Origin of the sequence: Amycolatopsis sp. NPDC058986 (assembly GCF_042741125.1) — a bacterium.
GTDB lineage: Bacteria > Actinomycetota > Actinomycetes > Mycobacteriales > Pseudonocardiaceae > Amycolatopsis.
The window spans coordinates 1-23,178 of record NZ_JBHYJW010000060.1 but is presented as its reverse complement, the minus strand read 5'-3'; the positions used below and the strand labels follow the sequence as shown (position 1 = coordinate 23,178).

At 69.5% G+C, this 23,178-nt stretch carries 17 protein-coding genes; 11 read left to right on the top strand and 6 right to left on the bottom strand.

Annotation, left to right across the window (positions count from 1 at the left end):
* Positions 1 to 54 precede the first annotated feature (54 nt).
* Entirely contained in the window at positions 55 to 936 is an 882-nt protein-coding gene (locus ACFW0G_RS36695) for a cytochrome c oxidase assembly protein (protein ID WP_378330125.1), read from the top strand.
* Between the two features lie 227 nt (positions 937 to 1,163).
* Here the strand turns inward: ACFW0G_RS36695 and panB are convergent, their stop codons facing one another.
* The gene (panB, locus tag ACFW0G_RS36690; RefSeq protein ID WP_378330097.1) at positions 1,164 to 2,051 is read right to left on the bottom strand and encodes a 3-methyl-2-oxobutanoate hydroxymethyltransferase; all 888 of its coding nucleotides are present in this window, start codon (positions 2,049 to 2,051) and stop codon (positions 1,164 to 1,166) included.
* A gap of 272 nt (positions 2,052 to 2,323) precedes the next feature.
* On the opposite strand from panB, the gene lysX reads away from it, so the two are divergent.
* Together lysX and ACFW0G_RS36680 are read left to right on the top strand one after the other, a co-directional pair.
* A complete protein-coding gene (gene lysX / locus ACFW0G_RS36685; RefSeq protein WP_378330096.1) occupies positions 2,324 to 5,647 on the top strand; it encodes a bifunctional lysylphosphatidylglycerol synthetase/lysine--tRNA ligase LysX in 3,324 nt (1,107 codons plus the stop codon).
* 226 nt (positions 5,648 to 5,873) lie between these two features.
* Positions 5,874 to 6,452, top strand: a complete 579-nt coding sequence (locus tag ACFW0G_RS36680; RefSeq protein WP_378330095.1) for a hypothetical protein — start codon at positions 5,874 to 5,876, stop codon at positions 6,450 to 6,452.
* On the opposite strand, the gene ACFW0G_RS36675 is transcribed toward ACFW0G_RS36680, so the two are convergent.
* Positions 6,415 to 6,861 carry a MarR family winged helix-turn-helix transcriptional regulator gene (locus ACFW0G_RS36675; protein WP_378330094.1) on the bottom strand — a complete coding sequence of 149 codons (447 nt, stop codon included), beginning with the start codon at positions 6,859 to 6,861 and terminating at the stop codon, positions 6,415 to 6,417. The two genes, ACFW0G_RS36680 and ACFW0G_RS36675, sit on opposite strands and share 38 nt — an antisense overlap.
* Before the next feature lie 59 nt (positions 6,862 to 6,920).
* On the opposite strand from ACFW0G_RS36675, the gene ACFW0G_RS36670 reads away from it, so the two are divergent.
* Positions 6,921 to 8,147 (top strand): MFS transporter, encoded by a 1,227-nt coding sequence (locus ACFW0G_RS36670; protein ID WP_378330093.1) that lies wholly within the window; start codon positions 6,921 to 6,923, stop codon positions 8,145 to 8,147.
* 51 nt (positions 8,148 to 8,198) lie between these two features.
* Complete coding sequence (locus ACFW0G_RS36665; protein ID WP_378330092.1) at positions 8,199 to 8,783, top strand: DinB family protein; 585 nt, start codon at positions 8,199 to 8,201, stop codon at positions 8,781 to 8,783.
* Between the two features lie 36 nt (positions 8,784 to 8,819).
* On the opposite strand, the gene ACFW0G_RS36660 is transcribed toward ACFW0G_RS36665, so the two are convergent.
* On the bottom strand, positions 8,820 to 9,371 hold the full coding sequence (locus ACFW0G_RS36660) for a methylated-DNA--[protein]-cysteine S-methyltransferase (RefSeq protein ID WP_378330091.1): 552 nt from the start codon (positions 9,369 to 9,371) through the stop codon (positions 8,820 to 8,822).
* A gap of 160 nt (positions 9,372 to 9,531) precedes the next feature.
* Here ACFW0G_RS36660 and ACFW0G_RS36655 point away from each other — a divergent pair, with 160 nt between their 5' ends.
* The gene (locus tag ACFW0G_RS36655; RefSeq protein ID WP_378330090.1) at positions 9,532 to 10,968 is read left to right on the top strand and encodes a S8 family serine peptidase; all 1,437 of its coding nucleotides are present in this window, start codon (positions 9,532 to 9,534) and stop codon (positions 10,966 to 10,968) included.
* Positions 10,965 to 11,585 carry a VOC family protein gene (locus ACFW0G_RS36650; protein WP_378330089.1) on the top strand — a complete coding sequence of 207 codons (621 nt, stop codon included), beginning with the start codon at positions 10,965 to 10,967 and terminating at the stop codon, positions 11,583 to 11,585. Before ACFW0G_RS36655 ends, ACFW0G_RS36650 begins: the two co-directional genes overlap by 4 nt.
* Before the next feature lie 87 nt (positions 11,586 to 11,672).
* Here ACFW0G_RS36650 and ACFW0G_RS36645 read toward each other — a convergent pair whose 3' ends face one another.
* A complete protein-coding gene (locus ACFW0G_RS36645) occupies positions 11,673 to 13,394 on the bottom strand; it encodes an NAD+ synthase (RefSeq protein WP_378330088.1) in 1,722 nt (573 codons plus the stop codon).
* 176 nt (positions 13,395 to 13,570) lie between these two features.
* On the bottom strand, positions 13,571 to 15,895 hold the full coding sequence (secA2, locus tag ACFW0G_RS36640; protein WP_378330087.1) for an accessory Sec system translocase SecA2: 2,325 nt from the start codon (positions 15,893 to 15,895) through the stop codon (positions 13,571 to 13,573).
* A 101-nt stretch (positions 15,896 to 15,996) separates the two neighbouring features.
* Here secA2 and ACFW0G_RS36635 point away from each other — a divergent pair, with 101 nt between their 5' ends.
* Positions 15,997 to 17,619 (top strand): alpha/beta hydrolase, encoded by a 1,623-nt coding sequence (locus tag ACFW0G_RS36635; RefSeq protein WP_378330086.1) that lies wholly within the window; start codon positions 15,997 to 15,999, stop codon positions 17,617 to 17,619.
* 128 nt (positions 17,620 to 17,747) lie between these two features.
* On the opposite strand, the gene ACFW0G_RS36630 is transcribed toward ACFW0G_RS36635, so the two are convergent.
* On the bottom strand, positions 17,748 to 18,413 hold the full coding sequence (locus tag ACFW0G_RS36630) for an LppX_LprAFG lipoprotein (protein ID WP_378330085.1): 666 nt from the start codon (positions 18,411 to 18,413) through the stop codon (positions 17,748 to 17,750).
* A gap of 67 nt (positions 18,414 to 18,480) precedes the next feature.
* Between ACFW0G_RS36630 and ACFW0G_RS36625 the strand changes: the two genes are divergently transcribed.
* The 3 genes from ACFW0G_RS36625 to ACFW0G_RS36615 all read left to right on the top strand — a co-directional run bounded on the left by ACFW0G_RS36625 (position 18,481) and on the right by ACFW0G_RS36615 (position 22,806).
* Positions 18,481 to 19,821, top strand: a complete 1,341-nt coding sequence (locus tag ACFW0G_RS36625) for an MFS transporter (protein WP_378330084.1) — start codon at positions 18,481 to 18,483, stop codon at positions 19,819 to 19,821.
* A 79-nt stretch (positions 19,822 to 19,900) separates the two neighbouring features.
* The gene (gene glnA / locus ACFW0G_RS36620) at positions 19,901 to 21,244 is read left to right on the top strand and encodes a type I glutamate--ammonia ligase (RefSeq protein WP_378330083.1); all 1,344 of its coding nucleotides are present in this window, start codon (positions 19,901 to 19,903) and stop codon (positions 21,242 to 21,244) included.
* Positions 21,245 to 21,255: 11 nt separating this feature from the next.
* Entirely contained in the window at positions 21,256 to 22,806 is a 1,551-nt protein-coding gene (locus ACFW0G_RS36615) for an amidase (RefSeq protein WP_378330082.1), read from the top strand.
* Positions 22,807 to 23,178: the final 372 nt, after the last annotated feature.

The window sequence follows — 23,178 nt, the reverse complement described above, 5'->3', positions numbered from 1 at the left end:
GGTATCGATATCGCAGCGAATTCCGTGCTCGAGCCGCTCACCGGTGGCCGGATGATGACGGCCTGGACCCTGGACGTCCCGGCCGTTCTCGTCGTGCTCGTCCTCGCGGTGCTGTACCTGCGCGCCGTCCGGCGTCAGTCGGCCTGGCCGCCGGGGCGCACCGCGGCGTTCCTCGCCGGGCTGGCCACGATCGTGTTCGTCACCTGCTCGTTCCTGGCGGTGTACGACACGACGTTGTTCTGGGTGCGCGCGGTGCAGAACATCGTGCTGCTGATGGTGACGCCGCTGCTGCTCGCGCTGGGCGCGCCGATCACCCTGCTGCTGCGCGCCGCGCCCGCTCCGATCGTGGCCGGGCTAAGTCGCTTCGGCCGCGGCCGTTTCGCGCGAGCGCTGACGTTCCCGCTCGTGGTCACCGCGATGCTGGCGGCGCCGCCCCTGCTGATCTACCTGACCCCGCTGTACGAGCTGACGCTGGACTCGTCCATTGTGGACGCCCTGGTCCGGCTGCTGCTGGTGCTCGCGGGTTTCGGCTACTTCTGGACGCGGATCCAGCTCGACCCGACCCCGCGCGACGACTCGCATCTGGTGTCGGTGTGGATCTCGCTGGCCGAGGTCATCCTCGACGGCGCGCTCGGCCTCGTCCTCTGGCTGGGCCCGCTGCTCGCGCCCGCACACTACGACGCGCTGCACCGGACCTGGGGCCCGGAGCCGAGGACCGACCAGATCATCGGCGCCGGCGTGCTGTGGATCGGTGGCGACCTGGCGGGCCTCCCGTTCGTCGGCGCCCTGATCGTCCGCTGGGCGCGCGACGACGAGCGCCGCGCCCGCGAGGTCGACGCACGACTGGACGAGGAGGCCGCCACGGGCGAGGCGCCGTCGAGCGGCCTGTGGTGGGAGAACGACCCGGCGCTCGCGGAGAGGTTCCGCCGTCGATGACACCCCCGCCGTCGCTGGGGGAGCGTTACCGGAGGAGCAAGGGACCTTTGCTATCGCCGGAGAGGAGCGAGGGACCTTTACTCACGTCGCTTAGTGCACTAATCGTTGGTGTGCTCAAGGACGTTAGCAAAGGTCCCTTGCTCTCTTTTCGCAGGTCAGGACGCTCCGTGGGGGCCTCCTTAAGGGACCCGGAGTCCCTCAAGGAGGCCCGCACGGACCGACCTCTCTCAGTGGAACTCGTGCTCCGGCGCGGGGAACTCGCCCCGTCGCACCTCGTCGGCGAACGCCGCCGCCGCGCCCGAGAGCGCACCGGCCAGGTCGGCGTACCGCTTCACGAACCGGGGTGCCTTCCCGCGCCGAAGTCCGGCCATGTCCTGCCAGACGAGCACCTGGGCGTCGCAGTCCGAGCCGGCGCCGATGCCGACGGTCGGGATCTTGAGTTCGTGCGTCACGCGCTTCGCGGCCTCCGCGGGCACCATCTCCATCACCACCGCGAACGCCCCGGCCTCCTGCAGTGCCAGCGCGTCGGCGAGCAGCACGTCCGCCGCTTCGCCGCGCCCTTGCACCCGGTAGCCGCCGAGGTTGTGTTCACTCTGCGGGGTGAACCCGATATGTCCCATCACCGGCACGCCCGCCGAGGTCAGTGCCTCGACGTGCGGCGCGAACCGGCGCCCGCCTTCGAGCTTGACCGCGTGCGCCCTGCCTTCCTTCATGAATCGCACGGAAGTGGCCAGCGCCTGCTCGGGGGAGAGCTGATAGGAGCCGAACGGGAGATCCGCGACGACCAGCGCCCGCTTCACCGAACGGGTCACTGCCCGGACAAGCGGAAGAAGTTCGTCCACAGTGACCGGCAACGAGGTGTCGTAGCCGAAGACGTTGTTGGCCGCGGAATCGCCGACGAGCAGCACGGGAATCCCGGCTTCGTCGAACAACGCGGCGGTGTACATGTCGTATGCGGTGAGCATCGGCCAGGGTTCGCCCCGTTCCTTGAGCTCACGCAGGTGATGGACGCGGATCTTGCGCACGGGCGCGGATTGCGCCGATGCCGAGCCGGTACCGTACGGGGCGGCTACCTCGCCGCTGGAGCCGCCGGATCCGGTGCTGGGGGTAGACATCGTTGTCGACCGTCCTTCCCTCGAGGCCTCGTGCGAGGTCCCCGGGTCGTGGAGTCTGAACGATCAAAGCGTGACACGCGCCGAGGGCACCCCCAAGGCCGTGCGACCAGCTTCACACCCCCGTGGCGGCGCTCCCACGACCGAGCTACCGCCCCGGGACCACGCACCGTCCGACTTCGGGATGATGCCCGGAGACAACCCGGCGCGGTTCACTGACGTTGAACAAAGCAGTCGAGACGGCCATTACGGACGTCCGGTCACGAAAGGCGACGATGGGAAACCCTGCGAGCGCGCGCACCCGCCTGCCCGCCTGGAAGGCCAAAGCCGGCGGCATCATCGCCACCGTCGTCCAGCTCGCCGCCGTCTTCTCCGTGATACTCCTGCTCACCAACGGCCCGCGCGGCCGCGTGATGAACGGCATCGACATGCTGTTCTCCGCGCTCAGCGTGCCCACCAACGCCAGCCTGGTCATCGTCCTGCTGCTCGTCGTCCTCGGCGCGGCCCTGCGCCGCCGCAAACGCGCCGCGCTCTACACCCTGGCGCTGTTCCAGGTCGGCGGGCTGCTGATGACCATGGCGCTGCAGGCGACGCTGCTGTGGTGGCCGGAGACGCTGACGCTGGGCCCCAGGCAGATCCGTCACATCCCCGGGCATCTGTGGGCGCTGACCATCGCCGACCTGGTCTCGATCGGGCTGCTCGTCTTCCTGCTCCGGCTGCGTCCCGCCTTCCCCGCCCGGCTCGCCCCGAGCGCGTGGCGGGACGGATTGTCCGTGCTGCTGGGCGGGTTCGCCGCCGTCATCGTGCTGGGGTGGGCGCTGAGCGAGGCGTTCCCCGGTCATCTCGCCGACACGTGGGAGCGCTTCGCCTGGGTCGTGAACCACGCGACCGGCGAGAACATCCAGCTCAAGCGGTTCGGGGTCGGCGAGGGGCCGGGCTGGCTGGACGTGCTGCTCGACCTCGGTGCGACGGCGGTCGTCACCGGCGCGCTGTACACGTTGTTCCGCGGTGTCCGCAGCAGGCGGCTGCGTACTGATGACGAGGAACTCCAGCTGCGCGGGCTGCTCGCCGAGCACGGCGAAGGCGATTCTCTCGGGTATTTCGCCACCCGCCGCGACAAGAGCGTCGTCTTCTCCTCGAACGGCCGCGCCGCGGTCACCTACCGCGTCCTCGGCGGTACCAGCGTGGCCAGCGCCGACCCGATCGGCGATCCCGAGTCCTGGCACGACGCCGTCCGCGTGTGGCTCGACGAAACCCGTACCTACGGCTGGACGCCCGGTGTGCTCGGCGCGAGCGAACAGGGCGCGAAGGTCTACACCGACGCCGGTTTGAAGGCACTGGAAATCGGTGACGAAGCGGTGCTCGACATCCGCGAGTTCAGCCTCGCCGGTCCCGAGCGCCGCTCGGTCCGGCAAGCGGTGAAGCGCATCGAGCGCGCCGGCTACACCACGCAGGTCCGTCGCCATGGCGAGATCCCGGCCGAAGAGATGGCCTCGTTGCTCGCCCACGCCCAGCAATGGCGTGGCGCCGAGACCGAACGCGGGTTTTCCATGGCACTGGGCAGGCTCGGCGATCCGAGCGACGGCCGCAGCGTCATGGTCGAGGCATACGACGCGCGAGGAGAGCTGCGGGGCTTGCTTTCGTTCGTGCCGTGGGGGAGGCGCGGGCTTTCCCTCGATCTGATGCGACGCGACCGGGACGCCGAGAACGGCCTCAACGAGTACCTGATCGCCGAGGTCGTCGCGGCGGGACAACACCTTGGCGTGCAACAGATTTCGCTCAACTTCGCGATGTTCCGCGCGGTGTTCTCCGAGGGTGAACGGATCGGCGCGGGCCCGGTTCTCCGGGCATGGCGGGGCGTTCTCGGCGTCGCGTCGAGGTTCTTCCAGCTGGAGTCGCTGTACCGGTCCAACGCCAAGTACGGGCCCGACTGGGTGCCGCGGTTCCTCTGCTATTCCTCGGCACGCAGGCTGCCCAGGGTCGGCATCGTCGCCGGTGCGCTCGAAGGGTTCGTGCCCACACGCGGGACGCGGTCGTTGCGGCTGGAGACCGTCAGCGACGACTTCGTCGCGCAGGTCAAGCGGATCGACGAAAGCGCGGCGCGGCCGAAGGTCCGGGAGACCCGGCGGCCCGAGCAGGTCCGGGTGCGGGTCGCGAAGCTGGACAAGCTCCGCGCGGCGGGCATCGATCCGTACCCCGTCGGGTTCGAGCGGGACGACCTGCTCGGCGACGTCGTGAAGAAGTTCGGCGGGCTCGCCCCGGACACCCACACCGGGCATCACGTGCGCGTGGCGGGCCGCGTGCTGGCGCTGCGTACCCTCGGCGGACTGTGTTTCGCGCGTATCAAGGACTTCTCCGGCGAAATCCAGCTGATGCTCGACGCGTCGGTGCTCGACCTCACCGGCTGGCGGACCGGGATCGACCTCGGTGACCACGTGGGCGTGAGCGGCCAGGTGATCACGTCCCGGCGTGGCGAGCTGTCCGTGCTCATCGACGAGTGGACGGTCACCGCGAAATGCCTGCATCCCTTGCCGGACAAGCGAAAGGGCCTCACCGACCCGGAGACGCGGGTGCGGCAGCGCTACCTCGACCTCGCGGTGAACCCGGACTCGGCGACGATGCTCCGGCTGCGGTCCACAGTGGTCCGCGCGGTGCGGGAACGCCTGCACCACCGTGACTACCTCGAAGTCGAGACACCGATGCTGCAGACCGTGCACGGCGGCGCGAACGCGCGCCCGTTCGTCACCCACATCAACGCCTACGACATGCGGATGTACCTGCGGATCGCGCCGGAGTTGTACCTCAAGCGCCTGTGCGTGGCCGGGGTGGAACGAGTCTTCGAGCTCAACCGCAACTTCCGCAACGAGGGCGTCGACGCGACGCACAACCCCGAATTCACGATGCTCGAGGCGTACCAGGCGTATGCGGACTACGGCACCATGCGGAAGCTGACGCGTGAGCTGGTGCAGCAGGCGGCGGAGGCGGCCTACGGCGCGCAGGTGGTCCGCCGGCCGGACGCGGACGGGAAGCTCACCGACTACGACATCTCCGGCGACTGGCCGGTGATCCCGGTGCACCAGGCGGTTTCCGCCGCGCTCGGTGAGGAGATCGACGCGGGGACGCCGGTGGAGACGCTGCGGCGGCTGTGCGTCCGCGCGGGAGTCCCGGTCGGCGAGGACGCCGGACACGGCGACCTCGTGCTCAAGGCACACGAACACCTCGTCGAAGGCGCGACAGTGCTGCCGACCTTCTACACCGACTACCCGACCGACGTCTCTCCGCTGACCCGCCAGCACCGCGTCGACTCGCGGCTGGCCGAGCGCTGGGATCTCATCGCGTTCGGCTCCGAGGTCGGCACCGCCTACACCGAACTGACCGACCCGATCGAACAGCGGCGCCGCCTGGAAGCGCAGTCCCTGCGCGCCGCGAGCGGCGACGTCGAGGCCATGGAGCTCGACGAGGACTTCCTGCTCGCCCTGGAACATGGCATGCCGCCCACCGGTGGTCTCGGCATCGGCATCGACCGGCTGCTGATGATGCTCACCGGCGCCTCGATCCGGCAGACCGTCCTCTTCCCCTTCGTACGCCCGCAGGCCTGATGCCCGCAGGCCTGGAGGAGGAGCAGGGGACCTTTACTAACGTTCGTTAGCGCGCTAATCGTTGGCTTGCTCACGGACGTTAGCAAAGGTCCCTCGCTCCCGTCCGGCGATAGCAAAGGTCCCTCGCTCCGCTGAGCCGCCGCGTCACCCCGCGCGAACGCGCCACAAAGTCGTCGCGGACCCGTTAATCCGTGTCACACGTGCCTGGGTCGCTTAGGGTGTGCTGGTGCGTGCTGCGCGGCTGATCGCCCTTGTCCTGGTTGGACTCGGTGTCGTGGCCTATTCCGCGTGGCCCCTCGAGTTCCTGTTCGCCACCGGGGTTTCGCCGCTCCACGACCCCGTCGGTGAATTGCTCACCAGGCATCCGGTGTTCCGTGTCGCGCAGATCGTCTCGGGGAGTGCTTTCCTGCTCGTCGGCCCGCCGCTGGTCCGGCTGGCCCCGGTGCACTGGACGGGCCGCCTCACCGCGGGGTCGGTCAGCGTCTTCGGTGCTCTCGTCTTCGCCGATGCCGCCTATCCCGGCAATACCGCCGTCAGTCTGCTCACGAACGTCACCTTCGTCGTCGGTTCGTGCAGCCTCGTCCTCTGGTGGCCGCGCGGCTGGCGGGAAAGCGCCATCATCGGCCTGGCCCTGATCGTGCTCACGTGGCTGGCCGTGCTCGTGACCGGGTCGCTCGGTCCCGGACATTTCGCCGGCGTGGCAACCCGCGCGCAGCTGGTGGTCCGCGCCGCGCAGATGGTGCTGGGCGCGATGTACGTCTTCCGCGTCACCCCTGCGCCGCGATATGCGTCTCGAGTCGGCTGAGCAGTTCGAGCAGCGTCCGCCGTTCCGCGGCGTCGAGCACGGAGAAGGTCTCGTTGGCGTGCGCGCCCTGGATCCGTTCGATCTCCTTCAGCCGTTCGCGCCCGGACTCCGTGATCGCCAGCAGACTCGCCCGTCGATCGGTCGGATCCGGTTCGCGGCGCAGCAATCCGTCACGTTCGAGTGCGTCCACCGCTGAGGTGATCGCCCGCCCGGTCACGCCGAGCCGTTCGCGAACCTCGCCCATTCGCGGGCGATCGCCGAGCATGTCGACCACCAGCAGCAGCTGGACCTGCGCGGTCGGCCAGCCCTTGCGCGCATAGGGCGCACCCGCGTAGCGGCGCATGACGTGGGTGATGCGCCGCAGCGCGTCCGCCAGTTCCGCGCCGGTCGGGGCCTTCTCGGTTGACATGCCCGTAGCTTACCCGCAAAGTATATAGGCGCAATTGATACTAAATACTTTGAAACTACATGGGGGATCTCGTGACTCTGTGGACGAACCGGACCTTCGTCCTGCACATCACCAGCGCGACGACTTCGTCGCTGGGGACAGCCGCCTCGCAGGTGGCGGTGGTCTTCGCCGTTCGTGGCATCGGTGGCACGCCGGCCGACATCGGCCTGGTCGCCGCGGCCGGTCTCGTGCCGGCACTGGTGTTCTTCCTGGTCGGCGGTGTCATCGCGGACAGATGGCCGCGCAACCTCGTTCTCGTCGGTGCCAACACCCTGTCGGCGCTGAGCCAGGGCGTACTCGCCGTGCTGGTGCTCACCGGGCAGGCCCGCCTCGGGCACATCGTCGCGGCTGCCGCCGCCAACGGCCTCGCGACGGCTTTCGCCATGCCCGCGTCGCAAGGACTGCTGATGCGTGGCGTGGCCAAGGAACACGGGCCGCGTGCGTTCGCCACGTTCCGGCTCGGGCTCACCCTCGCCCAGATCGGTGGCGCCGCGCTCGGTGGTGTACTCGTCGCGGCCACGGGCGCCGGCTGGGTGCTCGCGATCGATGCGCTGACCTTCGTCGTCGCGATCCTCCTCCGGCTGCTGGTGCGGGTCGAGGGCACTTTCACCGTGCGCGGACATCTCGGCCGGGAACTGCGCGAGGGCTGGACCGAATTGCGCTCCCACCGCTGGCTCGGCCCGGTGATCATCCAGTTCGCGGCCGTCAACACCCTCGCCGTCGGTGCCTACGAACTGGTCCTCGGCCCGGTCGACACCGCGGAGACGCTGGGGGGAGCGGCCGCGTGGGGAGCGATCTCGGCCTGCGACGCCGCGGGCATGGTCCTGGGTGGACTGCTGTTGATGCGGTTCACCTCGTCGCGGCCGCTCGTCGCGGCGGTCATCGGCGGCGTGCTCACCGTGTCCCCGCTGGTGGCGATGGCGGCGGCCGCGCCGCTCACCGTGGTGTGCGCGGCCGCGGTCGCCGCCGGGGTGGGGGTCGAGGTCTTCGGGGTGCACCTGATGACCATGCTGCAGCGGGAAGTCCGGCCGGACCGGCTCTCCCGGGTGTCGGCGTATCAGTCTCTCGCGGGCTTCGGGCTGACGCCGGTGGGCGCGGCGCTCGCCGGACCGCTCGCCGCCGTCGCGGGGATCCGCGGGGCGTTGTGGGCGACGAGTGCCCTGTTGCTCCTGATCGCCGCGGTGGTGCTCAGCCTGCCCTCCGTTCGCGTGGTTCGCGCGGACGCCGAAATTGTCGGTGCCGGGTGAGACGATGCTCGCAATCGACCATGACCCCCGAACCCGGAAGAGAGGTCCACCATGGCGGGAAGTGTTCCCCCGGTCGCCGACGAGCGTGAAGGTCTGCTGAAGTACCTGGAGCAGCAGCGGCATGTGTTGCGGATAGCCGCATACGGCCTCACCGACGAGCAGGCCAGAGCCGTGCCGAGCCGCAGTTCGCTCAGCGTCGGCGGGCTCGTCAAACACGTCGCGGACACTGAGGACGGCTGGATCGACATCGTGCTTCAGTTGCCGCAGAAGGAACCCACCAAACAGGACTACGTCGACGGATTCCGTCTCCTCGAAAGCGAAACTCTCGAAGGCGTGCTCGCCCGGTACGACGAAGTAGCCCGGCGCACCGAAGAGGTCATCGCCGGAATCGCCGATCTCGGCCAGCCGGTGCCCATCCCGAAGAATGTCCCCTGGTTCCCGAAGGACGTCGACGCGTGGTCGGTGCGCTGGGTCCTGCTGCACCTGATCGAAGAGACCGCGCGTCACGCCGGTCATGCCGACATCGTGCGCGAGCACATCGACGGCGCGACGGCGTTCCCGCTGATGGCCGCGGCCGAAGGCTGGCCGGAGTCGCCGTGGATGAAACCGTGGAAGCCCGAAGCGCAGTCGGTGTGATCCGTCCACACGCGACACCGCACGGGAGGTGGTGAATCAGAACAAGGTCGGCTCGTCCGCCAGCGCGCCCTCGATCACGAGCATGCGGCGCTTGGTCGTGACCCCGCCCCGCGCCGAGAATCCGCCGTCCTTGCCTCCTGCGGCGAGGACCCGGTGACACGGGACGATGATCGGGAACGGGTTGCGCCCCAGGGCCTGCCCGACGGCTTGTGCCGAGCCGGGCATGCCGAGCCGGTTCGCGATGTCACCGTAGGTCAGCGTCTTACCCGGCGGGATGGCGCGCGTGATTTCGTAGACGCGGCAATGGAAATCTGGCAAACCGGTCCAGTCGAGTTCGACGTCGCCGAGCTGTTTCGGCTCGCCGTTCATCAGGGCGACGATGCCGGCGATGGCCGATCTCATCGCCTCCGGTGGCGCCGATTCGACGGCGTCGGGGAAACGTGTGACCAGGTGGGATCGCGTGCGTTCGGTACTGCCCTCGGGCAACTGGACGCCGAGCACGACGTCCGCGTGCCAGGCGAGGCCGCAGGGGCCGATTGCGGTGTCGAACACGGCGAAGCCCTGCGGCGGGGATTCCTTGGCCGTCATCCGCCCAGCCTACGAGAGGGGTCCGACAAGAACCGCCCGAAGAGGGATGCCGTACGCGCGGCCGATCGCTAGGTTCAGTTCGGGGGTTTTGCCGGATTGAGGAGGTCGGTCGGTGGCGGGCAGGAACAGGCGTGCGCTCAGAGCGCTGGGTGGCGTGGTGATGGCTGCTGTGCTGGGTACGGGACTCGCCGTCCCGGCGGCGGCTGCCACGGGCGCTGAGAACGGGGACGTGCCCTCGGCGTTGACGGCGGCGCCGGAGGAGTCCGCGGTACCGCCCGGCACTTTGGTGATGCCGCACGTCGTGATCACCCGCGCGGACCGGCTGCACACCTGGTGGGCCGAACTCGCCGTACGGCGAGCGGGCGGCACGGTCGTGTCGTCGTACCCGCAGGTCGGCGTCGTGGTGGCGTACACGGCGAAGGACGACTTCGCGGCGAAAGTCCGTGGCACGCGAGGAATCGAAGCGGTCGGGGCGACCCGGACGGCCAAACTCCCCGTGGAGTTCTTCGCCGCCCGGAAGGACGTCCGCTACACCGGGCCCGGTTCGCCGAACTCCGGTCAGGTACCCGCCGAAGGCACGGCGTGGGACGTCCCGGCGCTCGGGCTCGACGCCGCGCACCAGGTGTCCGACGGCAGCCGGCGGGTTGTCGCGGGTGTGCTGGACACCGGTGTGGACGACACCCATCCCGAACTCGCGGGCGCGTTCGACGCGCGGAACTCGGTGTCCTGCCTCTCCGGCTGGGCCGACCGCAGCCCGGGCGCGTGGCGGCCAACGCTGGACGGGCACGGCACGCACGTGGCGGGCACTATCGCGGCGGCGCGCAACGGCACCGGCGTCGTCGGCATCGCCCCCGGTGTGCGGCTCGCGTCGGTGAAACTGGCCGAACTGGACGACACCGAAACGGCTGAGAGCATGGTGTGCGGCTTCGTGTGGGCGGCGGAGCACGGATTCGCCGTCACGAACAACAGCTACCGCTCGATCCCGTGGCGCTACAACTGCGACAACCAGATCGACCAGGCGGCGATCAAACTCGCCGTCGGCCGGGCGGTGGCCTACGCGCAGCGTCGCAACGTGCTGGTCGTGGCATCCGGTGGCAACGCGGGCATCGACCTCGACACCCGGTCGGTCGACACGGAAAGCCCGGCGGACAGCACCCCGGCGCGGCGTCCGATCGACCCGAGCTGCATCCGCCTGCCTCACGAACTTCCCGGCGTGGTCGGCACCGGCGCGCTCGACGAGAAACTTCTCAAGGCGTCGTTCTCCAACTACTCGGCGTCGCGGATCACTGTCGCGGCGCCGGGTGTGCGGGTCTGGTCGACCTGGCCCGGCGGCCTGTACCGCTCGGCGAGCGGCACCTCGATGGCGTCCCCGCACGCGACCGGCGTGGCCGCGCTGATCGCGAGCGAACATCCGCGCTGGAACGCCGAACACGTCAAACGAGCCCTGTACGCGACCGCCAAGCCGCTGGCGTGCCCCGACCCGTACGACCCGAACGGAGACGGCAAGCCCGACGCAGTCTGCAAGCGTTCGCCGGCCGGGAACACCTTCTACGGGCATGGCCTCGTCGACGCCGCTGCCGCGGTGGGGGCACGATGACCCTCGTGCTGGATCATCTCGTCTTCGCCGGACCGGACCTCGCGGCCGCCGTCGCCCACGTCACCGAACTGACCGGTGTCGAGCCCGTCCCGGGCGGCAGCCACGTCGGCCGCGGTACCGCGAACTACCTCGCCGACCTCGGCTCGGGCTCCTACCTGGAGGTCATCGGCCCCGACCCCGCGCAGCCCGAGCCGGACGGGCCACGCCCGTTCGGCATCGACGACCTCACCGAGCCCGCGCTGGTCACCTGGGCCGTCCGGACCACCGACATCGACGCGGCCGTCGCCGACCTCCGGGCCGCCGGCTACGACCCCGGCGACATCTTCGACATGTCACGGGACGCGCAGGGCGAACTCCTGTCCTGGCGGCTCACCTCGCCAGGCGGCCTCGACGGGCTCGCGCCGTTCCTCATCGACTGGGGGAGCACACCCCATCCGACAACACGCGGTCTGCCGAAGATCCCGCTCCTGCTGGTGACCGGCGTCCACCCCGACCCGGCGGCCGTCGACGTCGTGACCCGCGCGCTCCACCTGGAGCTGCTGGTCCGCCACGACAAGAAGCCGGGCCTGGTAGCCGTCCTCCGCCGGACCGACGGCTCCCAGGTCGCCCTCAGCTGAGGAGGAGCAAGGGACCTTTGCTCACGCTTGCTGAGCAACGCTAACGAAGCGAGAGCAAAGGTCCCTTGCTCCCGCTCGCCCCCGGGGCTACGCCTTGCCCTCGCGCCAGGCGTTGGTGATCGGCAGCCGCCGGTCCCGCCCGAACGCCTTGAAGGTGATCTTCGTGCCCGGCGGGTACTGGCGGCGCTTGTACTCGGCCTTGTCGACCATGCGCACCACGCGGTCGATGGTCTCCGGCTCGAACCCGGCCTCGATCAGGTCGGCGTACCCGCGGTCACCCTCGACGTAGTCGTCGAGAATGTCGTCGAGCAGCGCGTAGTCCGGCAGCGAATCGGTGTCGAGCTGGTCGGGGCGCAACTCGGCCGACGGCGGCTTGCTGATCGAGTTCTCCGGGATCGGCGGTGTCTCGCCGCGTTTTTCCGCTTCGGCGTTGCGCCAGCGAGCCAGATGCCACACGTGGGTCTTGAACACGTCCTTGATCGGCGCGAACGCGCCCACCGCGTCGCCGTAGATCGTCGAGTAGCCCACCGCCAGCTCGGTCTTGTTGCCCGTCGCCAGCACCAGGTGTCCCTCCAGATTGGACAGTGCCATGAGCAGCATGCCCCGCGCCCGCGCCTGGACGTTCTCCTCCGCGAGCCCGGTGAGCTTCAGCTGGTCGACGTAGACCCGGACCATGTCTTCGATCGGCTCGACCCGGAAATGCGCGCCGATCCGGCGGGCAAGGTCGGCGGCGTCGCCCTTGGAGTGGCCCGAAGAGTACTTCGACGGCATCGAGACGCCGTAAACGTTGTCGCCACCGAGAGCGTCCGCGGCCAGCGCGGCGACCACGGCGGAGTCGATCCCGCCGGAGAACCCGAAGATGACCGACGAGAACCCGTTCTTGTGGACGTAGTCGCGCAGACCGACGACCAGCGCCGACCACACCTCGGCTTCGTTGGAGAGCGGTTCGCTCACGACCGACTCGGTCGACGGCTCGTAGGCGGGGAGCGGTTCCTCGCTCAGCACCCGCCGGTGGACGTGCAGCCCCTCGAGGGCGCCGTCCGTGACGTGCCCGCCCGCGGCGAGGTCCAGATCGGTCACGAGCAGGTGCTCGACGAACTGCGGCGCCCGCGCGAGCACGGTGCCGTCGGCAGCGACGACCAGCGAGTCCCCGTCGAAGACCAGATCGTCCTGGCCGCCGATCTGGTTGGTGTACACCAGCGGGGCACCGGCCTCGGCGGCACGGCGGGCGATCAGCGGCAGCCGGACATCGTCCTTGGCCCGCTCGTACGGCGACGCGTTCGGCGCGACGACGAGATCGACCCCTGCCTTGCCCAGCGCCGAGATCGGGCCGCCTTCCTGCCAGATGTCCTCGCAGATGACCATGCCGATGTCGAGCCCGTGCAGGCGCACGACATCGAGAGTCGTCCCCGGCTTGTACCAGCGGTGCTCGTCGAAAACGCCGTAGTTGGGCAGGTGGTGCTTGAACTGCCGGGCCACCACCTCGCCGCGATACAGCGCCGCGGCCGCGTCCCGCGGCCCCTCCTCGTCGAGGTCGAGGTAGCCGACGTAGGTGAGCACGTCGCCGCAGCCTGCTTCGTCGAGCCGCCGCGCGAGGATCTCGAGGCTCTTGCGGGAGGCCTCGGCGAACGTCTTCCGCAGCGAGAGGTCCTCCACCGGATAGCCGGTCAGGGACATCTCGGGGAACACGACCACGTGGGCCCCGGCCTCGGCGGCCTTGCGGGTCCACGCGACGGTCAGCGCGGAGTTGCCGTCGAGGTCGCCGACGGTGGGATTGACCTGGGCCAGTGCGATGCGCAGTTGCGGCATGCGCACATTCTGACCCACGGTCCCCCGCCCGGACGAGCGAATGTGCTCGAAAGAGCAGGACACCCGCCTGTCCAGAGCGGGGAAAGAGAAGCAAGGGACCTTTGCTCACGCTCGCTTAGCGTTGCTCAGCAAACGAGAGCAAAGGTCCCTTGCTCACCTCCGGGCCGAGGCCGGGGCTACTTGCGCCGGATCATGCTGCGCACCTTTTTGATCGTCTGCTCGAAGTCGGAGTCGAACGGGTTGTCGTGCACCAGGTAGGTCCACGTCGTGTTCGCCCGCCGCACGCCGGCGTCGGCCAGGTCGATCCCGTCGTCGGTGATCTCGGCTTCCTCCAGCGTCTTCGCCGCCCGCGTCACCGCCTCCGGGATGATCTTGTGGAACTCCGGGATCGCCGCGCGGTGGAACTCGTCGAGCGGAGTCTCCCGCGCCAGCGCCCGCAGGTGGATACTCTCGCGCACGTCGGTCAGGTACGCGAGGTGGTCCGACCACAACTGGTCGAGGTGGTACAGCAACACCTCGCGGCAGATCTGCTCCAGCCGGGCCTCGTCGTCGAGCTTCTCCTTCAGCTCGCCGAACTTCTCCGGCTGCGCCTTCTCCAGCTCCTCGGCCGCCAGCGCCGTCCGCAGCACCTTGTCGCGGTGCGCCAGCAGGTCGCCGCGCTGCCGCTCGATCAGCCGCGTGTAGCGCCAGGTGTTGCGGTGGATCTCCAGGTCGACGCCCTCGGCCACGCGCTGGGCGTGGTTGAGCTGCCGCAGCGCGGCCGGGTCGGTGATCTCGCCGGTGTCGGGATCCGAGCCGATGCCCTCGGGGATATCCGGCGCGTTCGAGAGCACGAGTTCGTCGTTGAGGCTGGCGAAGAAGATCGCGCTGCCGGGGTCACCCTGCCGCCCGGACCGCCCGCGCAGCTGGCCGTCGAGACGGCTCGACGGGTAGCGCGCGGTGCCGATCACGTGCAGCCCGCCCAGCTCGACGACCTCCTCGCGGTCCGTGCCCTCGGTGCCGCCCAGCCGGATGTCGGTGCCGCGTCCGGCCATCTGCGTCGACACCGTGACCGCGCCGCGCTTGCCCGCTTCGGCGATGATCGCGGCTTCCTCGGCGTCGTTGCGCGCGTTCAGCACGACGCATTCGAGATCGACCTTCGCCAGTTTCTCCGCGAGTTCCTCGGACTCGGCGACGTCCTGGGTGCCGACCAGGATCGGCCGCCCGGTCTCGTGCACCTTCCGGATCTCGTCCTCGATCGCCCGCAGCTTCTGCGACGGCGACGCGAAGATCCGGTCCGGCAGGTCCTCGCGCACGTTCGGCGTGTTCGGCGGGATGACCGCGACCTCGAGCTTGTAGAACTCGCGCAGCTGCTCGGCCACCGCGACCGCGGTACCGGTCATGCCCGCGACCTCGGGGTAGCGCGCCAGCAGCGCCTGCACGGTGATCGAGTCGAGGATCTCGCCCCGGTCGGTGGCGGTGACCTGCTCCTTCGCCTCGACGGCGGCCTGGAGGCCGTCCGGCCAGCGCTGCAGCTCCGCGACCCGGCCGCGGGCGGCGTTGATCAGCTGCACCTTGCCGTCGCGGACCAGGTAGTCGACGTCGCGGGTGAGCAGCGCGTGCGCGTGCAGTGCCACGTTCACCGCGGCGAGCCGCTCCGAACCGGAGTCGCCGTAGAGGTCGATACCGCCGAGCGACTTCTCCACCACGGACGCTCCCGCGCTGGTCAGCCACGCGTTCCGGCCGTCGGAGTCGGTCTCGTAGTGCAGGCCCAGCCGCAGCCGCCGGACGACGTTCGCGACCTCTTCGTCGGCGTCGGTGTGGTCGATCGACCCGGCCATGACCAGCGGCACCCGTGCCTCGTCGACCAGCACCGAGTCGGCCTCGTCGACGATCGCGATCTCGGGATCGGGCTGGACGAGGTCGTCCTCGCGGGTGACCAGCCGGTCACGCAGCACGTCGAAGCCGATTTCGGCGACAGCGCCGTAGGTGACCTCTTTTGCGTAGGCCTCCTTGCGGTCGTCCCGCGAGTGCGCGGGCTCGACCCAGCCGACGGACACGCCGAGCAGCGCGTACACCGGGCCCATCCATTCCGCGTCGCGTCGCGCCAGGTAGTCGTTCACCGTGACGACGTGCACGCGCTTGCCACGCAGCGCGTAACCCGCGGCGGCCAGCGCACCGGCGAGCGTCTTACCCTCACCGGTCTCCATCTGCACGACGTGCCCGGTCAGCAGGCCCATGGTGCCCAGCACCTGGACGTCGAAGGCCCGCTCGCCCAGTGCGCGCCGCGCCGCCTCGCGGCCCAGCGCGCACACCTCGACCAGCTGGTCGTCGCCGAAGTCCGTGGCCTCGCGCGCCTTGCCGGCGCGCTCGGTCAGCTCCTCGTCGGAAAGCTGCTCCAGTTCGGGTTCGAGCTTTTCGACGGCGGGCAGCAGTGCCTCGTACCGGGTCAGCTCGACGCTGCCCGGCCGCTGGATGATCCGGCGGAGCCGCTTGCCCACCCGGCTGATCAGTGCTGCCACCCCTGGTCTCCCGTCTATCTGTGTCCGAGCACACCCCGTCCCGACCAACGCGGGACAGGTGCGTCCGAGTTCCGCGTCTGCCCGGATGGCACGATCCAACCGTGCCTCCCCACATCAGCGCCAGGTCCCGTACCCGCCGAATCGCCGCGCTCGCGGCGTCCGGCCTGCTCGCCGTCACGCTGGCCGCGTGCTCGACGGGCGAAAAGTCCGCGCCGCCCGCGCCGTCGACCGAATCGCACGCACCGGTCGGGCCGGTGCCCGCCGGCCTGGAGCGGTTCTACGGACAGAGTGTGACCTGGGCCGACTGCGCACCCTACGCGACCTCCGCCGAAGCGAAATCCGCGTTTCGTACGAAAGATGTCCAGTGCGCCAGGCTGACCGTGCCGCTGGACTACGGCAAACCGGACGGATCGACGATCACGCTCGGCCTGCTCCGCCGTAAGGCGACCGACCAGGGCTCGCGGATCGGCTCGCTGGTGGTCAACCCGGGCGGGCCCGGCGCCTCGGGGATGACCGCTGCGGCCAGCCTCGCCGGGCAGACCGCGAACACCGCGCTCGGAAAGCGTTTCGACCTGGTCGGCTTCGATCCGCGGGGGATCGGTGCCAGTGAACCGCAGATCCGCTGCTTCACCGACGCCGAGCGCGACGCCGACCGTGCGGACGACATCGAGACCGACGGTTCGCCCGCTGGAGTCGCGAAGCAGGAGCAGCAGAAAAAGGACTTCGCCACGAAGTGCGCGCAACGGACGCAGCACGGCGACGACATGCTCGCCAACGTCGGCAGCCGAGACGTCGCGAAGGATATGGACATCCTTCGCTCCGTACTCGGCGACGAGAAACTGACGTACCTGGGCTTTTCCTACGGCACCCGGATCGGCACGACCTACGCCGAGGAGTTCCCGCGCAACGTGCGCGCGATGATCCTCGACGGCGCCGTCGACCCTCAGCAGGACGCGACCGCGTCGCTGGTGGCGCAGGGCGCCGGATTCGGCAAGGCGTTCGGGGAATTCGCCCGATGGTGTGCCGGTCAGCAGGACTGCGCGCTCGGGCCCGACGCCGGCGGGGCGGTGAAGGGCTACCAGGACCTGGTGCGCCCGCTGATCGAGTTCCCGGTCCCGGTCGGCGACGGCCGGAAGCTCTCCTACGAGGACGCCACGACCGCCACGATCCAGGCGCTCTACCAGCAGAGCCTGTGGGACTCCCTGAACTCGGGACTCAACGAGCTGAAGCGGCAGCGCGGCGCCACCCTCGAAAAGCTCGCCGACCTCTACAACGAACGCGGCACCGACGGCCGCTACGGGACGACGCAGGACGCGTTCACCGCGATCCGCTGCGTCGACGACCCGCGGGTCACCGACCCGAAGACGATCGAGCAGGCGCAGCAGAAGTACGTCCAGGTGGCGCCCTTCCTCGACGACGGCCGTCCGGCCAGCTCGGCCCGCGACGCCTGCGCGTTCTGGCCGGTGCCGAACACCTCCCAGCCGCATCTCCCGAACGTCGAGGGCCTGCCGAAGCTGCTGGTCATCTCGACGACCAACGACCCGGCGACGCCGTACCAGGCCGGGGTGAACCTGGCGAAGGCGCTCAAGGGAGCTTTGCTCACGTTCGAAGGCACCCAGCACACCGTGTTCCTGCAAGGCGTCGGTTGTGTCGACAAGGCGGGCACCGACTACCTCGTCGACGGCACGCTCCCCGCGGAGGGCAAGCGCTGCTCGGCGTCCTGACCGCGGCGGAAGAGGAGCGAGGGACCTTTACTACCGCCAGAGAGGAGCGAGGGACCTTTGCTAACGTCCGTTGGCAAGCTAACCTTTGGCTTGCCAACGAGCGATAGCAAAGGTCCCTCGCTCCCGCTTCACCGGACCACGACCGCGTTCTGCCTGGTCAACCCCAACTCGAACATCACAGGGCTCTGATGCTCCCCCGGTGGCGGCACCTGCACCCACAGCCGCACGAACTGCCGCGGCTCGCGCTCGGACACCCACACCTTCACGGTCACGTCCGCGTGAATCTGCGGCAGCACCCGCGACGCCACCGCCACCGGCACCACACCGCCGACCCGGAACGCCTCGACGTCCTCGACCCGCTCGCGCCCCTCGGTCCTGGCCGCGCCGACCCCGTCGAGCAACCGGCGCAACCCACCCTGAGGCCCGAGCAACGCCGAAACCGCGAACTCCGGCGGAACCGGCTCCCGCGCCGTCCCCGACGGGTCCGTACGGGTGACTTCCGCGCCCCGCAGGTCGAACGAGAACTTCACCCGCCGCACGTCGTCCTGTACGTCGGCGGTGCCAGTGGCCCGGCCACCGTCGTCGAGCGTCGCGTCGCCCTCGATCTGACGCAGCGGCAGACCCGGCAGCACACCGTTCACCCCAAGCGAAAAGTGCGTACTCCGCACCGTGGCGAACGACGAAGCGGCAGCGGTGAGCAGTTCGGCCCCGGCGGGCAATGGAGCACTCGGCGACGCCGCGCACCCACCGGCGAGTCCGAGCACGAGCACCAGCAGGACGCGAAGACAACGCATGGCGTCGGAGCCTACTGAGCGCCCCGCAGTGCCCACCGCCACACTGTTGGCCCGATCCTTGCGAGTGATGTCCTTCCGGCCACTGTCGACCGTGCAGACAACCCGCGAAACTTCGTCGGTGACCGTCGAGACCCGCGAGACTCGTCCCGCACCCCGCCTGCACCGCGCCTGGTTCATCGCCGGCGCCGCGTTCGTAGCCCTGCTCGCCGCGGCTGGTTTCCGCGCCGCCCCCGGCGTCCTCATCGATCCCCTGCACGAGGAGTTCGGCTGGTCCCGCGCCACCATCGGCGCCGCCGTCTCGGTGAACCTCGTGCTCTACGGCCTGTTCTCCCCGTTCGCCGCCGCGCTCATGGAACGCTTCGGCATCCGGCGCGTCGTCGCGACCGCGTTGTTCGTCGTCGCACTCGGCGCGGGCGGCACCGTGTTCATGACCGCGAGCTGGCAGCTCATCCTGTGCTGGGGCGTGCTCGTCGGCGTCGGCACCGGCTCGATGGCGATGAGCTTCGCCGCGACCGTCGCCGCGCGCTGGTTCGTCCGCAGCAGGGGCGCCGTCACCGGAGTGCTCACCGCGGCGGGTGCCACCGGCCAGCTCATCTTCCTGCCGCTCATCTCGAACCTCGCGATCAGCGACGGCTGGCGCACCGCCTCGCTCGTCATCGCGATCGCCTCGCTCGCCGTCGTTCCGGTCGTGCTGATCGTGATCCGCGATCACCCCGCCGACATCGGGACCACGGCCTACGGCGCCCCGCCCGAGACCGAGGTCGCCCGTCCCGCCGCCAGGACCGGCACCGCGCGACGCGCGCTCGGAGTGCTGGGCAAGGCCGCGCGCACCCGGACGTTCTGGCTGCTCGCCATCGGCTTCGCGATCTGCGGGGCCACCACGAACGGACTCGTCAGCACCCACTTCGTGCCCGCCGCTCACGATCACGGCATGCCCCAGACGACCGCCGCCGGGCTACTCGCGCTGGTCGGCGTCTTCGACGTCGTCGGCACCATCGCGTCCGGCTGGCTCACCGACCGTGTCGACCCACGCGTGCTCCTCGGCGTCTACTACGCGCTGCGCGGAGTGTCGCTCGCCTTGCTGCCTCAGCTGTTCACCGACTCGGTCCAGCCGAGTATGTGGGCGTTCATCCTGTTCTACGGCCTCGACTGGGTCGCCACCGTGCCGCCGACCGTCGCGCTCTGCGTCCGGAAGTTCGGCGACGCGGGCCCGATCGTCTTCGGCTGGGTCTTCGCGAGTCACCAGCTCGGCGCCGCCTTCGCCGCTTCCGCCGCGGGCGCCGTCCGCGATCACTTCGGGGACTACGCGATCGCCTGGTACGTCGCCGCGGGCCTCGCCGTGATCGCTTCGGCCGCGTCGTTGGCGGTCACCCGATCGGGACGCCGTGAAGTCGCCTTCGCCACCTGAGCGGGGGATATCACCCACATCCGACCCACTCGGCGCGTCGCGAAACATCCCGTTAACACGCTGTGGTTAGGGTGCGGCCATGGATCGCCAGCAGGAGTTCGTGCTCCGTACCTTGGAAGAGCGCGACATCCGTTTCGTCCGGCTGTGGTTCACCGATGTGCTGGGGTTCCTCAAGTCCGTGGCGGTCGCGCCCGCCGAGCTGGAGGGCGCCTTCACCGAGGGCATCGGTTTCGACGGCTCGGCGATCGAGGGCTTCGCGCGGGTGTACGAGTCCGACATGATCGCCAAGCCCGACCCTGCCACTTTCCAGGTCCTGCCCTGGGAAACGCCGGACGGCGGTCCGTACTCCGCGCGGATGTTCTGCGACATCGCGATGCCGGACGGTTCGCCGTCCTGGGCCGACCCACGGCACGTGCTGCGCCGCCAGCTGTCGAAAGCGGGCGAGGCGGGGTTCACCTGCTACGTCCACCCGGAGATCGAATTCTTCCTGCTCGCCAATCTCCCCGAGGACGGCAGCGAACCCGAGCCCGCCGACAACGGCGGCTATTTCGACCAGGCGAGCCACGCCACCGCGACGCATTTCCGCCGCCACGCCATCGAAACGCTCGAGGCGATGGGCATCTCCGTCGAGTTCAGCCACCACGAGGGTGCGCCCGGCCAGCAGGAGATCGACCTCCGGTACGCCGACGCGCTGACGATGGCCGACAACGTGATGACGTTCCGTTACGTCGTCAAGGAGGTCGCGCTGACCCAGGGCGTCCGGGCGACGTTCATGCCGAAGCCGTTCACCGATCAGCCCGGCTCGGGCATGCACACCCACGTCAGCCTCTTCGAGGGCGACCGGAACGCCTTCTACGACGCCGAGGACCCGTACGAGCTGTCGGCCACCGGCAAGGCGTTCGTCGCCGGGTTGCTGCACCACGCCAAGGAAATCTCCGCGGTCACCAACCAGTGGGTGAACTCCTACAAACGCCTGATCAGCGGAAGCGAGGCGCCGACGACGGTTTCGTGGGGCCGCGCCAATCGCTCGGCGCTCGTCCGGGTGCCGATGTATTCGCCCGGCAAGGCGTCCTCGCGGCGCGTCGAGATCCGCACCCTCGATTCCGCTTGCAACCCGTATCTTGCGTACTCCGTTATCCTGGCCGCGGGCCTCAAGGGCATCGAGAAGGGCTACGAGCTTCCGCCGCCCGCAGAGGACGACATCTGGCAGCTCTCCGACGCCGAGCGCCGTGCCGCCGGTTACGCGCAGTTGCCACAGAACCTGGGGGAGGCGCTCGCGGAAATGGAAAAGTCCGAACTGCTGCCGGACGCTCTCGGCGAACACGTCTACGACTTCTTCCTGCGGAACAAGCGTTCCGAATGGGACAACTACCGCAGCGCGGTCACCCCGTACGAACTCCGGACGCTCCTCCCGGTGTTGTGATGCGGCGGCGGATGAGGTCCCGTGTCCTGTCCGCTCTGCTCGTCGCAGTCAGTCTGGCCGCCGTCGCACCCGCGACGGCCTCGGCCGGCGGCTTCGATCTCGATTCCGCGACCATCCCGTCGCTGCAAGCCCGCATGGCCGCCGGGCGGCTCACCGCCACCCGGCTGACCTCGGCTTATCTCGACCGGATTCGAACGGTCGACCACAAGGTCAACGCGGTCCTCGCGGTCAACCCCGGAGCGCTCGGCCAGGCGGCCGAGAGCGATGCCCGGCGCCGCGCCGGTCATCTCCGTGGGCCGCTCGACGGCATCCCGGTGCTGGTCAAGGACAACGTCGACACCCGCGACCAGCAGACGACCGCCGGATCCCGCGCGCTGCGCAGCCGCCCGGCCAAGGACGCCACGCTGATCACCCGGCTGCGCGCCGCTGGAGCGGTGATCCTCGGCAAGGCGAATCTCTCGGAATGGGCCAACTTCCGCGCCGCGAAGCCGACTTCCGGCTGGTCGGGGGTCGGCGGCCAGACCAGCAACCCGTACGTCCTCGACCGGAACCCTTGCGGTTCGTCGGCCGGCTCCGCCGCCGGTGTCGCGGCTTCGCTCGCCCAGGTCGCCATCGGCAGTGAAACCGACGGTTCGATCGTGTGCCCAGCGGGGATGACCGGCACGGTGGGTCACAAACCGAGCCTCGGTCTTGTCAGCCGAACGGGTGTCGTTCCGATCTCCGCCGAACAGGACACCGCGGGCCCGATCGGCCGCAATGTCGTCGACGTCGCGTTGACGCTCTCGGTACTCCAGGGCCGCGACCCCGCCGACCCCGCGACCGGCGCGTACCCGCCTGACCAGCCGACGGACTACGCGCGCCTGCTCAAGCCGGGCGCCTTGCGGGGCTCGCGCATCGGTATCTGGCGCCTGCCCGTGCTCGGTCCCGACACCGACGCCGTCGTCACCCGGACGAGGGACGCACTCGTCCGCGCCGGAGCCGAGGTCGTCGAGGTGGTCCCGCCGTACCAGGACCGCATCGGCCAGCTGGAGTTCCCAGCGTTGCTGACCGAGTTCCACCGCGACATCGACCGCTACCTCGCGACGCGCACCGGTGTGCCGCGCGACCTGGCGGCGCTCATCGCCTACAACCGGTCCGATCCGCTGGAACAGACGTGTTTCGCCGGGCAGGAACTGTTCGAACAGGCACTTGCCGCACCCGGCCCCGACGACCCGAAGTACCGCGCCATGCGCGCCGAACTCAGCGACCTGGCCCGCCGCTCGATCGACGAGACCCTGGCGAAGTACCACCTCGACGCCATCGCGTCGCCGACGAATCCGCCCGCGTGGAAGACCGACTGCGCGAAGGGTGACAACGACGTGATCCCGTCTTCGACCCCGGCCGCGGTCGCCGGCTACCCGGACGTCACCGTGCCTGCGGGTTTCGCCGGCCCGCTCCCGATCGGCATCTCGTTCATGGCTGGCCGCTGGTCGGACGCCCGGATGCTCGCGTTCGCCGCCGACTTCGAACGGTCCGTCCCCGCCCGCGAACGACCGCGCTACCTCCCGACCATCGGAAGCTAGCGTTTCAAGGTTCTGACCTGCGTCGATGTCGTTAAGTGACCCCCCTGTTTTCGGACGGTTCCGGGCCATGTAATCTTCTCTTCGTCGCCAGGAACACCGGGCCACCGGGGCCGAAAGCCCCGAGGTCAGGCGCCAGGGCCGAGCGGGTTGACACCGCGAACCGGACCAGGTAACGTTCAGCGTCGGCCCTCGAGCGGCCGCCGACTCCCTACGACTAACACCGTAGGATGAGGCATGCTCGGCCAAAAGCTTGATGAATATCGCTTGAAGCAATTCAGTGTGTTGCTTGAGAACTCAACAGTGTGCTAGTGAACTAAGCCAGTAGAGCTTATTGTTTGAACCCCTCCTCGTGGGGGTTCCTTTGAGGATATG